Annotated in this window: 8 protein-coding genes; all 8 read left to right on the top strand. The window is 40.8% G+C overall.

Features of this window, described 5'->3' with window-relative positions:
- Positions 1 to 62 precede the first annotated feature (62 nt).
- Positions 63 to 1,751 carry a glutamate formimidoyltransferase gene (ftcD, locus tag GJU87_RS10425; protein ID WP_153639465.1) on the top strand — a complete coding sequence of 563 codons (1,689 nt, stop codon included), beginning with the start codon at positions 63 to 65 and terminating at the stop codon, positions 1,749 to 1,751.
- A gap of 490 nt (positions 1,752 to 2,241) precedes the next feature.
- Positions 2,242 to 3,558, top strand: coding sequence for a TonB-dependent receptor plug domain-containing protein (locus GJU87_RS21455; RefSeq protein ID WP_228491951.1), 1,317 nt, complete (start codon positions 2,242 to 2,244; stop codon positions 3,556 to 3,558).
- A 9-nt stretch (positions 3,559 to 3,567) separates the two neighbouring features.
- Positions 3,568 to 5,412, top strand: coding sequence for a TonB-dependent receptor domain-containing protein (locus tag GJU87_RS21450; RefSeq protein WP_228491950.1), 1,845 nt, complete (start codon positions 3,568 to 3,570; stop codon positions 5,410 to 5,412).
- Between the two features lie 47 nt (positions 5,413 to 5,459).
- Positions 5,460 to 6,878, top strand: a complete 1,419-nt coding sequence (locus tag GJU87_RS10415; protein WP_228491949.1) for a SusD/RagB family nutrient-binding outer membrane lipoprotein — start codon at positions 5,460 to 5,462, stop codon at positions 6,876 to 6,878.
- A 37-nt stretch (positions 6,879 to 6,915) separates the two neighbouring features.
- Entirely contained in the window at positions 6,916 to 7,716 is an 801-nt protein-coding gene (locus GJU87_RS10410) for a hypothetical protein (protein WP_153631361.1), read from the top strand.
- Between the two features lie 1,341 nt (positions 7,717 to 9,057).
- A complete protein-coding gene (locus GJU87_RS10405) occupies positions 9,058 to 12,267 on the top strand; it encodes a SusC/RagA family TonB-linked outer membrane protein (RefSeq protein WP_153639464.1) in 3,210 nt (1,069 codons plus the stop codon).
- 24 nt (positions 12,268 to 12,291) lie between these two features.
- Positions 12,292 to 13,800, top strand: coding sequence for a RagB/SusD family nutrient uptake outer membrane protein (locus GJU87_RS10400; protein WP_153639463.1), 1,509 nt, complete (start codon positions 12,292 to 12,294; stop codon positions 13,798 to 13,800).
- Positions 13,801 to 13,954: 154 nt separating this feature from the next.
- Positions 13,955 to 14,677: a hypothetical protein gene (locus GJU87_RS10395; RefSeq protein WP_153639462.1), complete on the top strand. Its 723-nt coding sequence runs from the start codon at positions 13,955 to 13,957 to the stop codon at positions 14,675 to 14,677.
- Positions 14,678 to 14,686 lie beyond the last annotated feature (9 nt).

Raw genomic sequence — 14,686 nt, 5'->3', positions numbered from 1 at the left:
ATTATCATAGTATTCACAATTAAACACCTCTATTTTGTAGTGCCTAAAAAAATGAGAGTTCTATGACAAAGCGGATTATCGAATGCGTTCCCAATTTTTCAGAGGGACGTAATTTGTCTGTTATCAAAAAAATTACGGATACAATTGAGTTGGTAAAAGGAGTGAAGTTGCTGGATGTTGATCCGGGACATGCCACCAACCGTACCGTTGTCACATTTGTAGGAGAGCCTGAACTGGTCATTGAAGCGGCCTTTCAAGCCATTAAAAAAGCTGCCGAACTAATCGATATGTCGAAACATTCCGGTGAGCACCCGCGCTTTGGTGCTACCGATGTTTGTCCGTTGGTACCCGTAGCGGGAATATCGATGGAAGAGACAATTGAATATGCCCATCAACTGGGTAAACGAGTAGGAGATGAGCTGGGAATCCCGGTTTATGCCTATGAATTTGCTGCGTTCACTGAAGAACGAAAAAGTTTGGCATTCTGCCGTTCGGGAGAATACGAGGCTTTGCGTGACAAGTTGAAACGCCCTGAATGGAAACCTGACTTCGGTCCTGCAACGTTTGTTCCAAAGACTGGTGCTATTGCCATCGGCGCCCGCAATTTCCTTGTTGCCTATAATATTAACCTGAATACGACATCCACGCGACGTGCCAATGCCATTGCTTTCGATGTTCGCGAAGCCGGACGAGTAAAGCGGGAAGGTAATCCCGTAACCGGAAAAATGGTAAAAGATGAAAATGGCGAGCCGGTGCGTATTCCGGGAACATTGAAAAAAGTTCGGGCAATCGGATGGTATATTGAAGAATATGGAATTGCCCAGATTTCAATGAACCTAACAGATTTAACCGTTACACCGGTTCATGTGGCATTTGATGAAGTGTGCCGAAGTGCAGAGTCACGTGGCATCAGGGTGACCGGATCGGAGCTGGTGGGAATTATGCCGCTGAAATATATTCTCGATGCCGGTAAATATTTCCTGCAAAAGCAAAATCGATCGATCGGTATCCCGGAAAGGGAAATCATCAAGATTGCAGTTAAATCGCTGGGACTTGACGAACTTCAACCGTTTGATCCGGATAAGAAGATCATTGAGTACATGCTTGATGATAAGGAAGAAAAGAAGCTGGTTGATTTAACGGCTCGTGGCTTCGCTGAAGAGACAGCTTCAGAAAGTATTGCTCCGGGGGGCGGTTCGGTATCGGCGTATGTCGGTGCTTTGGGAGCGTCATTGGCTACCATGGTGGCTAACCTCTCGGCACATAAACGTGGCTGGGATGAGCGCTGGGAAGAATTCTCCGAATGGGCAGAGAAAGGCATGGAGATTCAGGAGCGACTGCTCAAACTGGTTGATGAAGATACGCAGGCTTTCAATAATATTATGGCTGCTTTCGGTATGCCGAAAGGTTCGGATGAAGAAAAAGCAGCACGTTCGGAAGCCATTCAGGCTGCAACGCTTAACGCGATGGAAGTTCCGCTTTCGGTCATGGAAACCTCGCTGGCTTCGTTTGATGTTATTCGTGCCATGGTAGAAAAAGGCAATCCTAACTCGGTTACCGACGCTGGTGTTGGTGCACTGTGTGCCCGTTCGGCTGTGCTTGGCGCCTGGATGAATGTGCGAATCAATGCTTCCGGGTTAACCGACGAAAGCAAAAAGAAAGAGTTGCTGGCGAGGGGGGATGAGATAGCCAACCAGGCTGTTGCCATGGAGAAGGAGATCGTCAGCATGGTCGAAACAAGAATGAGTTAAACCTACTGAGGTTTTAAGGGAAATTACAGTTTGAGCTGTCATCTATGCCTTACCGCATAAGTGTTAATTTATGTTACCAAACTGTAAACTTTCGACGGTCGATATTGAAGCACATTGGGTTGGGCTGTTTGTAGTGAAAGAAGATAGAGCTGAAAAACTCTTTTTGTAAACGATTTGAAATAAAAGCGTTAAAAATACTTAAACCAAGGTTTTATCATATGAACATACTTGCGATTATCAAAAAAATCAAATTTATGATTACAGGTGTGGATAGGAAAGACCGTGGTTTGTTTTAAATTCTTTTTATTTTTGTTCCTCTGGTGAAAAAATGCCAAAGGATTATAATACTTATTGTATTAAGTTTATTGTGTGTGATTGTTGCCCTACTTCCAAATTTATTAGGGTTGGTATGTAATTTAAAGTGAATCTTATAGTGGCTTGGTGTGAGGCTGCTATGGGTATTTGTTTTATTAATCTAAAAATTTAATCTATGAAAAACTTAGGTTTGCTTCTTGTAATTTTAGCGATTGGTTTGCAGTCAGTTTTTGCGCAGACCAGGGAAATTACAGGAACAGTAACTTCCGCAGATGATGGAAGTTCAATTCCTGGCGTTTCTGTATCGGTAAAGGGTACTACGATGGGTACTATTACCGATATTGATGGCCATTTTACTCTTCGTGTTCCTCAGGATGCGAAAGCTTTAATCTTTTCTTTCGTAGGAATGAAAACACAGGAGATTGCAATTTCAGGTTCGAAAATTGACGTGAAATTGGAGCCCAATGTTGTTGGCGTTAAAGAGGTTGTTGTGACGGCCCTGGGTATTAAAAAAGACAAAAAGGCTTTAGGGTATTCCGTGCAGGCTGTTTCTAAAGATGATATTGATCGTACCGGGAACTCAGATTTTGCTACCGCCTTACAAGGGAAAGTGGCAGGGATCGATATTAAACCTTCCAGTGGTATGCCTGGAGCATCTTCGCAAATTACAATTAGGGGGGCTCGTTCATTTACTGGTAATAACGCTCCTCTTTATGTCGTAGACGGTATGCCTATCGAATCAACCGCGGACTATTCAACTGGTAATGGTGTTACGGGTGCTGACATTTCGAACCGGGCAGTTGACATTAACCCTGCTGATATTGCGAGTATTAACGTTTTGAAAGGTCAGGCGGCGGCTGCACTTTACGGTATTCGCGCATCGAACGGTGTCATAATTATTACGACCAAGAGTGGCGCCGATAATAAAATTGGCAAGCCGGTGGTGAATATTTCTCATAATAGTAATATTTCGGTTGTATCCCGTAATCCAGATTATCAAACGACCTATGCTCAGGGTAGTTATGGTCAGTATGTGCCAAATCAGTCAATGTCATGGGGGCCGAAGATTTCAGCCTTACCGGATGATCCAACTTACGGTGGAAATAGTAATGGACATCCCGGCTTATTTTACGTTCCTCAGTTGAATACAGCTAATATGGATCCATGGGTAGCCCCTAAGGTCTATAATAACTGGAAAGATTATTACCAAAAGGCTTACTCTACAACTAACAACGTTAGTGTAAGTCAGGCCACTAAAAGCGGTCATTTTGCGATAGGGCTCAGTCAAACGGATCAAACGGGTATTGCGTTGAATACTGGTATGACCCGGTGGAATGGCAAACTTAGTGCTGACAGAACATTGAATAAAAATTTTAAGGTCGGCTTCAATGGTAACTATTCAAAAGACAATATTGATAAACTGTCTGGCGCAAATGATGCTTCATTGGCGGGTGTACTTTCAGCTCCGGCAAGTTACAATTTGAAGGGATAGCCATACCATGTGCCCGGAGACCCTTATACTCAGATTTACTATCGTTCGATGACTTTTGACAATCCTTACTGGATCGCAAAGAATAATACGTTCAATGAAAAAACTGAGCGTTTCTTTGGAAATGGATATGTCGATTTTAACGCTGACTTAGCCTCCAATATGAGGCTGGATGTTAAATATCAACTTGGAACAGACTCTTATACCACCCATTATCAGGATATTTTCGGCTATGGCAGTAAAGGCAAGGATGGTAACATGGACAATTACGGTGTAACTTCTGCGACCGTTAATTCACTGTTAACAGCAAATTATAATTGGACGATCAACGATGATTTGGATTTCACCATGTTGCTTGGAAATGAAATCAACCAGACCAATAAGAAGTACTATGACGAAACTGGAACTAACTTTAATTTTGGTGGTTGGAATCATATTGATAATGCCAATATTGTAACGGCTACAGAATCACAAAATAAAGACCGGACAGTAGGATTTTTTGGTAGCATGTCATTATCCTGGAAATCGATGTTGTTTTTAAATGCTACGGGACGACGGGATATTGTATCTTCAATGCCGAGAGATAACCGCTCATTCTTTTATCCGTCAGTCTCTTTAGGATTTGTTGCTTCTGAGCTTTCGGGACTAAAAAATTTGTCGTGGTTGAGTTTTGCCAAGCTGCGGGCTTCGTATGCAGAAGTTGGACAAGCCGGTTCTTATATGCAGAATTATTACGCTAAGCCGGGCTACTATTATGGTGGAGGTTTTTGGACAAATGCTCCGGTTCAATATCCTATTGGTGGTATTAACTCTTATATTCCCAATAATGAGCAATTTGATCCGAATTTGAAACCTCAGAATACTAAGTCCTACGAATTTGGTGCCAACTTGAAGTTCCTGCATAACCGGTTGGGAATTGATTATACATATTCCAGACAGAATGTTACCGATCAAATTTTTCCTGTACCGTTGGCGGGTTCAACCGGTATGGTTCAGCTGACAATGAACGGTGGAAAGATTCATACCATTTCACATGAGGTTATTTTATATATGACTCCTATTAAGTCCCGCAATTTTACGTGGGATATGAATGTGAACTTTTCCAAAATACATAATGTGGTCGATGAATTGGCTCCAGGTGTTGAAAGTATTTTCTTGGGAGGTTTTACCACACCACAGGTTCGTGCGGGCATTGGAGCTACTTATCCGGTAATTTATGGCTCAACATTTGTTCGCGACGATAAAGGGAATATTGTAGTTAACGATACTCCAGGGGCATCGAATTACGGTATGCCTGAGCAGGGAGCTCCGGGTGTAATTGGTCATGTGTCGCCGGACTTTATATTGAGTGGATCCAATACCTTCACGTATAAAGACTTCTCGCTGACTGCCTCTGTAGAATGGAAGAGTGGCGGCCAGATGTATTCTGGTTCAAATGGGTTATTGGATCTTTATGGTATGTCAAAAAGAACAGAAGATCGGACGTCAACGTTTGTATTTAAAGGGGTGAAACCTGATGGAACTCCGAATGATATCGTTCGCGGAGGTCCCAATGATCCGAAGGCGCTGCAGGATTTGTACACGAATGTGTTGTCCAATATCGATGAATATTACATTCACGACAATTCATTTGTAAAACTTCGCGAGGTTTCTTTGAAATATAGTTGTCCAAAGCCCGTATACAAAACGCTGAAATTTAATGTTTCTCTGTATGCAAGGAATCTTCTCCTTTGGACTGCCTTGCCTAATTTTGACCCTGAATCATCTCAAGGAAACACCAACATGGGTGGATCATTTGAAAGGTTCTCTTTGCCGCAAACAACCAGCTATGGATTGGGTGTCAATATAACGTTCTAATAATGGTGTAAATCGAGATAATTATGAGAAAGATATTTAATATAAGCATGGCGATGATCATAGGAATTGTGGTCTGGTCCTGTTCCGAAGATACGATGGATGCTATCAACAAGAACATCAATGCTCCCACTGATGTTTCGTCCAATCTGATTATAACAGATGCAATGACCAGTTCTGCATTTACCGTAACGGGGAGTGATTTGGCCTTTTATGCATCTTGTTATATCGAGCAGAATGTTGGTATTTATAACCAAATGTACAATGCAGAGATACGAAGTGGTGATCCGACCAATTCTACAACTTACAATAATTCATGGTCAGCTACTTATAACAACTTGTATAATCTGAAAACAGTAATTGACAAGTGCTCGGCAGGAGGCTCTGAAGAAGGTAACTATCATACTTTGGGAGTTGCACAGGTTTTGTCTGCATACAATTTGGCTGTCCTTACTGACATGTTTGGAGACGTTCCCTGGAGTGAAGCTTTACAACCAGGTGTCATCTTTACGCCGAAATTAGATAGTCAGAAAGACCTCTATGATACGATTTTTCATTTTCTGGATGAAGGAATTGCGAATCTTAGTAAAGAGAGCAGTTATCCTTCATTAGGTAGTCAGGATTTAATTTATGGTGGTGATGCTTCGCTTTGGAAAAAATTTGCTTACGGTCTGAAGGCTCGTTATACCATGCGTTTGTCACTCAGGAATCCGGACTATGCTGATGTGATTAAGTTTGCAGATGAATCTTTTACGTCTAGCAGCGAGCAATGTCAGTTTAATTACGATGGCAGTACAACGATCAGTCCATTCTTTCAGTTTTTTAAAGACAGGGATTATTTTGGTGCGAGTCAAAGTTTACATGATAAGCTTGTGGCCCGAAATGATCCGCGGGATACAATATTCTTTAAAGCTTATCCTGGAACCAGCGACTTAGTTTTTGCTCCAAATGGAACACCCGACCAGGTACAAGGAGTTTATGGTATTTCTGCAATTAGTAGTGCGACGGCACCGACCTATCTAATGAGTTATCACGAACTTGAGTTTCTGAAAGCTGAGGCTTATGTTCGGTTGAATGACTTGACGAATGCTGAGGATGCATTGAAAAAAGCCATTACCGCTTCATTCACTAAGGTAAACATCGGTCTGACAGCTGCCGATGCGGATGATTATTACACAAATCAGGTGAAACCCAAATTTGATGCGAATCCGTTGTCAGAGGTGATGAATCAGAAATATATAGCAAGCTATGAAGAGGAAGCAATGGAAGCATATAATGATTATCGCCGGTTAAAGGCAATGGGAGATAATGTAATCCAACTAGATAATCCCAAAGATGCGACACAGTTTCCTCTGCGCTATACTTATGGTGCAGACGATGTAACGACGAATGCCAATGTGAGGGAGGCTTATGGCGATGGAACATATGTTTATTCTGAAAATGTATGGTGGGCAGGAGGAACCCGATAATCAAGAGGCCATTCTTAACATTTAAAAAATTATGCAAATGAAAAATTTAAATATATTAGGATTAATAGCTGCTATGGTTATGGTCTTCGCTTCCTGTAGTACAAACGATGAGGATCCAGCCGGTTTAAGAGGAGTGGCAGTTGTACCTGAAATAACAGATTTGAATCCGGCCGTATTTGATTCCAACGATATGGGAAATACTTACGTTCAATTTACTGTCAAGATTCCTGATGGTGAGAGCGTAAGTAGCGGTTCGATTCAGGTATCATATAATGGACAAAAGGAGAGAGTAGATTATACCACTTTGAACTCCTTTCCTGCGACGGTGAAAATCTCATTGGCTGATTTAGCCGAAAAATTGGGAATGAGTTTGAGCGACGTGAAGTTGGGTGATGTATTTACCATTGAAGTACTAACTACCAGCAATGGTAAGACATACCGTTCAAATGCAAGTATTGATGCTGCTGTTGTTTGCGCTTATAACCCGGATCTGGTTACTGGTAGCTATCATGCAAAAAGTGCTGACTGGGGCTCAGAAGGTGATGTGACCATTACAGTCGACCCAACTGATCAGTATACTGTATATGTTTCAGGTTTAGAGGCAATTGAAGGTCTTAATGAAGATCAGGGCCCATTAAAGATGCTTGTGAATCCATTAGATTATTCTGTAACAGCAGTTAAAACTGTGTTAGCTTCAGATGCATGGGGGTATCACAATCTTGCTTATGAAGGTAGTGGTAAATTAAGTACTTGTGACGGCACCTATGCAATGAGCTTTGCCATTTCTGTTGATGAGGGAGATTTTGGAACATATAATTTCGTCTTAACAAAGAATTAAACAGCATTTCAATAATTTATGACCATAAGGAGCCAGTCTGCAATAGACTGGCTCTTTTATTACATGCCATTCTCAGAAAAAGAGATTTGTCTTCATACTATACAATTATTAAGGTTGATTAAAGTGGTGGGTAACGAAAAGTCACCTCTTCAATTTGTAGGTTTATAACACAATGAAAACACATAGGTGGTGCTGTAAATGACTTGCACCGATCAGATTTTTAGAATGTTATCTAAACGCCAGTTTTTATTGATACAACATCTTCTTTGTGGACTGGATATTAGTGTTAGGTTGGCAATCGGATGCTCACTGAAATATTTTGTTGTCTCTTCCTAGACTCCCTTGAAACTAAAACAAGCACACTTTTCCTCGCAGCACAGGCCAAAACATGTTAAGCATACATACTTTTCCCTACTGCACGCCCGGAAATATGTTATGGATACATACTTTTTTCCGCGGCAAACCGCAAAACATGTTTTGGATACATATATTTTGAAACGGGGCACCTTGAAAAGTTCCCAGCCGACCTCCTCTAAAATAGCTTGACAGATTTATACTTAATTGGTGAGTCTGACAAACGATAAATTCGTATCTACTGAAGTCCAAATATACTTCTTTTTATATTCCTACGTGGCCCGTCGCTTTTAACAGCAAAACCTGAAAACAGACTTAGGGTTGTTTCTAAAACCTGAAATACGCGGAAACTCTCATTGTTATTCCTGTTTCGGTATTCAGGCTTTTTCTTTTCAAAGAGGAATAATTTGCGGTATACGCAGATTTCAGCGCAGGTTTTACCCGAAACCTCGTGTGGTTTGGCGTCAAATCATGTGTGGTTTGGGGGCATTTCACTGCAGGTTTCAGTCAAGGTCACCTTAGGTTTTAGGTAAAACCACACTTGTTTTTCCTGGAGGTATCGGTAGTTAGTAGTTGCTTTAGAGAGGAATTTCAAGCATATTGTTTTGAAAACATCAGCCTGAAGGGGAAAGACCAGGTACGGATAATTTCTATATCACTCATGATTGAGGCATTTGGTAACATATTTTAACACATAATTATTGAAGATATGTTAATAAGCATATCTTTAAGATTAAAGTTCAAGGGCTCGCTGGATTCAGGAAGCCTTTTTTTGTATCTGTCAATATGTCAGCGCATTGAGTATTGGTAAGCTAATTTTGAAAAGGGCATTGATTTGTAATCTGAGGGAAGGATCAATGGACAATTTTAATATTAACTAAAGAAAAAAAATGTTAATTTTCATTAAAAAATATTTTTTTCATATTTTTAACCGTCTATGTAAAATAACTGGCTTCACGACTACTTAATCTTTTAATACAATTATTTATGAAAAAACTTGTGCTATTACTTGCATTTTTCACCTTCGGTTTGCATACCATTATGGCGCAAACCAAGGTAATTACAGGTACGGTTACCAGTACCGATGACGGTACTACCTTACCGGGTGTTTCCGTTACGGTGAAGGGTACAACTGTGGGTACCATTACTAATATTGACGGTGTATACACCTTAAACGTTCCTGAAAATGCTCAGACTTTGGTTTTCTCTTTTGTTGGGATGAAAACTGCCGAGCAGGAAATCGGTGGTCAGAGTGTTATTAACGTTGCACTGAGTCCTGACGTATTGGGTATCGACGAAGTGGTTGTTGTAGGATATGGTACAGCAACTAAACAATCTTTTGTCGGATCAGTATCCGAAGTGAAGGCTCAAAACATTCAAGATAAGGCTGTTTCCAATATCTCGACATCTTTAGCTGGTGAGGCTGCGGGTGTGCAGGTTATTAATACATCAGGACAACCTGGTTCTACCGCTACCATTCGTATCCGGGGATATGGTTCTGTAAATGGTAACCGGGATCCTTTGTATGTACTGGATGGCGTACCTTATTCAGGAGAACTTAATGCCATTAACCCAAATGACATAGCGTCCACAACCATTCTGAAAGATGCTACTGCGACTGCGATTTATGGTTCTCGTGGTGCAAATGGTGTTATTCTTTTAACAACAAAAACCGGACAAGCGGGCAAATCAGTCATCGAAGTTGATGTGAAAAGAGGGGTGAACGTTAGCGGTATTCCCCGATATAGTACGATTAAATCGCCGGAGAAGTATATCGAATTGTCTTGGGAAGCTTTATATAACAAAGGCGTTGCCAGAGGCGAAGCAGATCCGACCGCTTATGCCAATGACAATTTATTCTCAGGTTCAGGAATCACTCCAAAGTACAATATGTGGAATGTTGATGGTGCCGATCTGATCAATCCGGAGACACGTATGATTAATAGTGGAGTTACCAGAAAATACAATCCGGAAAATTGGGAAGATTACGGTTTTCAAAACTCTTCTCGTACAGAAGGTAATATAACGTTCCGTGGTGGAAATGAAACGACTAAGTTCTTTACTTCCTTTGGATTTCTGAACGATGTGGGTTATATTATTAACTCTGATTTTACCCGTTACAATGCAACTATTAATTTGCAATCTAACATTAGATCTTGGTTAACTACCACGGCCAGAATGACCTATTCCGGTACGGAGACCAACAATAACGGGCAGACTGAAGATTCTGGTAGTATTTTTTGGTTTGTGGATAACCTGCCTCCCATTTATCCTTTGTTCCTGAGAGACGATAATGGTGACAAGATCGCAGATCCAATCTATGGTGGATATCAATATGATTATGGTGTAGGACGAGGTTTCGGTGCTTTGACCAACTCGATTGCTGATGCTCATTATGATAGGAGCCGTGCCCATAATAATCAGGTGACTGGTAATTTCAGTGCCAGTATCCATTTCATGCGTGGTTTGACCCTTGAGAATACTTTCGGTGGTCAGTATTACATGAATAGATATTATGACTTGCGAAATCCTTTTTATGGATCAGCGGCTGGTGAAAGTCAAAAAGGTTATGTTTGGCATTATGATACGCAATTGAAGTCGTATAACTTGCTGAATTTGCTCCGTTTCAAAAGAACTTTTGGTATTCATAATGTGGAAGCGTTAGTTGCGCACGAAAGTAACTCCTGGGAACGGCAAAGAAACACAGCCAGTAAGTCGAAGATGGTTCTACCAGGAATTGCAGACCTGAATAACTTTGTTAGGGTTGCCTCACCTCCGACTTCTTATACTGACAGAGTTCGGTTGGAGAGTTACTTTGGACAGATCAACTACAATTACAATAATAAATATTATTTGTCTACTTCTGTTCGACGTGATGGTACTTCACGGTTTATCGGAGATAATAAGTGGGATACCTTTGGTTCCGCCGGACTATCGTGGGTAGTATCCAGCGAGCCTTTTATGGATAATTTACCTATTGTCAGCTTTTTGAAATACAAAATCAGTTATGGTATTGTAGGTGAGCAGCAGGGAGTTGGTTTTTACCCCGCTTACATTACATTTGATGTAAATAACCTAAATGATGAAATCTCCATTTCTGAGCGTGACATTGGTAATCCAGATCTAACATGGGAAAAATCAAAAATGTTCCAAACTGGTCTTGAGTTTGGTTTGGGGGATTTTCTTGATGGTTCAATTGATTATTTTCAAAAGAATACTGATAACCTGGTATTCGATCGTCGTGTAGGTCCATCAGTTGGATATGCCCTCATTACTGTGAATGATGGTGAGTTGAGAAATAGTGGTCTTGAATTTGATCTGACAGCACATCTGATAAAAACTCATGATTACGAATTGAATCTTACCTTAAATGGCTCGCTATTATCTAACGAACTAATAAGAATGCCTATCGACCCGGCTACTTCAGAACCAAAGGTTCTCGATATTGATGGACGATTTGGTAGGTCAAAGGGTCATTCATTGTATGATTTTTATGTTAGAGAATGGGCCGGAGTAGATCCTGCTGACGGTACAGCCATGTGGTTTGAATATTATGAAGACGCCAATAATAATGGCATATTGGATACAGGTGAAGAAATATCTTCTCTGTTTGAGTATACCCAAGCTAATCCAGATGCAGTTATCAGTAAAACAACTACTAAACGATATGCTAATGCTACTCAGAAATATGTAGGAAAATCAGCTATTCCGAAGGTGCGTGGTGCTTTCCGTTTGGAAGGTAAAGTTAAGAACTTTGATGTTTCTGCGCAGTTCCTTTATAGTCTCGGAGGATATGCTTACGATTTTGTATATGCAGCATTAATGGATAATGACGCAATTGGTGCAAATAACTGGTCTACTGATATTCTGGAAAGATGGCAAAAGCCTGGTGACCTGACTGACGTTCCAAGGTTATCGAGTGGGTATGATACGAATGTCGGTAGTACTTCTACTCGGTTTATTACAAAGTCCGATTTCCTCTCGTTGAATAACGTAAGGATTGGTTACACAGTGCCGACCAGTTTCACAAATCGATTTGGCATTTCTTCTTTGAATATTTTTGCTACTGGCGACAATTTATTCTTATTAACCGCGAGAGATGGATTTAACCCTTCAACAGATGAAGCGGGTACTTCTGATTGGTATACATATGCACCATTGACTACCTATACAGTAGGGTTAAGGGTTAAATTCTAAGAATAACATCTTAAAAGTATTATTATGAAAAGAATATATATTATATCTTTCATTGCTCTGGTACTATTCAGCGTTTCGGGGTGTAAAAAAGATTTTCTCGAAGTTCAGCCCACGCAATTCCTGACAAAGGAGCAGGTGGCTGAAGCTGCCAAAAATAATCCAGATGTGGCAGCAGGTAGTATTAAAGGTATTTATACCTTGATGTTTCAGGTTGCAACAGGAGGTTCAGATCCGTTGGACCCTGACCACGATGATTTTGGCCAGAAAGGATATGACATCTACAGTGATTTTTTATCGAGTGATTTGGCATTATCCGTTAATACATATAACTGGTATAGGCCTCTAACCGAATATACCGTTACAACCGATTATACTCGGATTGGGAATTATCGTCCTTGGAGGTATTACTACCGAATCATCCGTTCTGCTAATAATGTTATAGCAGCATTAGGAGGCAATGATGTTGTTCCTGAGTTGGACGAAAATAAATACATCATGGGACAAGCCAAAGCGATGCGAGCGTATGGGTATTTCTATCTTACCCAGTTTTATCAAAAAAGTTACGATCCGGCTGAGGAAATTTTACCTATTTATACAGACCCGACTCAGCCTAATCAACCGAAAAGTACTGCTCAGGATGTGTATGCTTTGATTATTAGTGATTTGAATGATGCCATCTCCTTGTTGGAGAACTTTGATAGAACGGCCAAGAACGAGGTAAATAAATATGTAGCCGAAGGTTTGTTGGCTTATACGTATGGAGCTATGGGCGGAAACGATAATTATGCCCAAGTGAAGACTTTGACAGCTGACGTCATCAACAACGGTGGTTTTACGCTAATGGATTCAACAGAAGTTGTGTTCATGGGGGATCCTTCTGTAGGAGGATTTAGAGATGTAAATACACCAGGATGGATGTGGGGAGTTGATCTGACTATCGACAATGGTTTAGATTTGATTTCCTGGTGGGGACAGATGGATGTTTGGACCTATAGTTACCAGTGGGCAGGCGATAGAAAAGCTATCGATGAAGGACTTTATGATCAGATTCCGAATAATGATGTTAGAAAAGGTCAGTTTTATCCAGATAACACCTCTGGTTATTATTTAATACCGCTATATAAGTTTTATACTGAAGCGATGAGTATTGGTGGGCAGAGGGATGTTACAACTGACTATGTCTATATGCGTGTTGCGGAGATGTATCTCCTAAATGCAGAAGCAGCTGCAAAGACCGGAGACGAAGCTACTGCAAGAACCAGTCTGAAAGCGTTGGTCAGCCATCGTATGGCTGATGCAGATTATATCGACGCATTAACTGGTCAGGCATTGGTCGACGAAATTTATCTGCAAACAAGGATTGAATTATTTGCAGAAGGTAAGAGTTATCTGGCAATGAAGAGGAATCATGCGACTATTGTTCGCGGGCCCAATCACTTGTCATTCGTTGGTGAACCCATCAGCTACGACGATCCAAGGTTGACATTTGAGATACCTCAAAGTGAAATACAAAACAACCCGTATATCAACTAGTTTGAAACATCAGGAGACCATTCAAAGGAATGGTTTCCTGATATCAATTGCAGCTCGCTTTCTGATGGAGTTTAATTGGAAAGAAGATGTCAGATGAAATAGTAGAATTAAGATTTTGCTGTTTTGATTAGTTAAAATAAAGACAATAGGAACTATGAAAAAAATACTTTCCTTCATACTGCTTTTTGCAGCCCTGTTCTCATTCAACCGTTGTGAGAATAATATAAAAGGGACGAATGACCTCAATTATGTGACTTTTGAAGCCACGGCAATTGATATGGGGGTCGACTTAAATGGAACTACTACCGGTGATGTAAAGGTTTACACTACACAAAAAACAGGTTCTGATCGAACTTTCAACATTAATGTTATAACGGACGAGACAAGTGCAGATCCTGAAGCATACGACGTTCCCGCCTCGGTGACTGTGCCGGCAAATTCAAATGTTGGAACATTGACTATCGGTATATCAGATGTTAATATCGGCGAAAATGGGGAAACCTTGGTTTTAGATTTTCAGCCGCAGGAAGGATTATTTAGAGGTAAATCGACAACTATCACAATTACTCAAATCTGTCCGTATAACGAAGTGATATTGAATATGAACTTCGATAGTTATCCGGAAGAATCGTATTGGGACTTAACGGATGCAGACGGAAATGTTGTTGCCTCAGTTCCGGCAGGAACATATGACGGTATGGAGGCTGCCAGGAAGAAATTCTGTCTGACCGATGGAACCTATACCTTTACAATGCGCGATGCATACGGTGATGGTATTACAGCTCCCGGAGGATATTCTTTAAGTTATAACGGAACAGTGATTGCTTCCGGCGATGAATTTGGTACAGAAGACGCAACCACCTTTACTGTACCGTAGTATAATAGC

The sequence above is a fragment of the Prolixibacter sp. NT017 genome (assembly GCF_009617875.1).
In the GTDB taxonomy this organism is placed as follows: Bacteria; Bacteroidota; Bacteroidia; order Bacteroidales; family Prolixibacteraceae; genus Prolixibacter.
The sequence above is the reverse complement of the archived record's forward strand: the minus strand, read 5'-3'. Positions and strand labels throughout refer to the sequence as shown.

Coding starts and splice junctions, on each gene's coding strand:
- GJU87_RS10395 (WP_153639462.1), top strand. CDS start 13,955: ATGAAAAAAATACTTTCCTTCATACTGCTTTTTGCAGCCCTGTTCTCA.
- GJU87_RS10410 (WP_153631361.1), top strand. CDS start 6,916: ATGAAAAATTTAAATATATTAGGATTAATAGCTGCTATGGTTATGGTC.
- GJU87_RS10400 (WP_153639463.1), top strand. CDS start 12,292: ATGAAAAGAATATATATTATATCTTTCATTGCTCTGGTACTATTCAGC.
- GJU87_RS10415 (WP_228491949.1), top strand. CDS start 5,460: ATGGCGATGATCATAGGAATTGTGGTCTGGTCCTGTTCCGAAGATACG.
- GJU87_RS21455 (WP_228491951.1), top strand. CDS start 2,242: ATGAAAAACTTAGGTTTGCTTCTTGTAATTTTAGCGATTGGTTTGCAG.
- ftcD (WP_153639465.1), top strand. CDS start 63: ATGACAAAGCGGATTATCGAATGCGTTCCCAATTTTTCAGAGGGACGT.
- GJU87_RS10405 (WP_153639464.1), top strand. CDS start 9,058: ATGAAAAAACTTGTGCTATTACTTGCATTTTTCACCTTCGGTTTGCAT.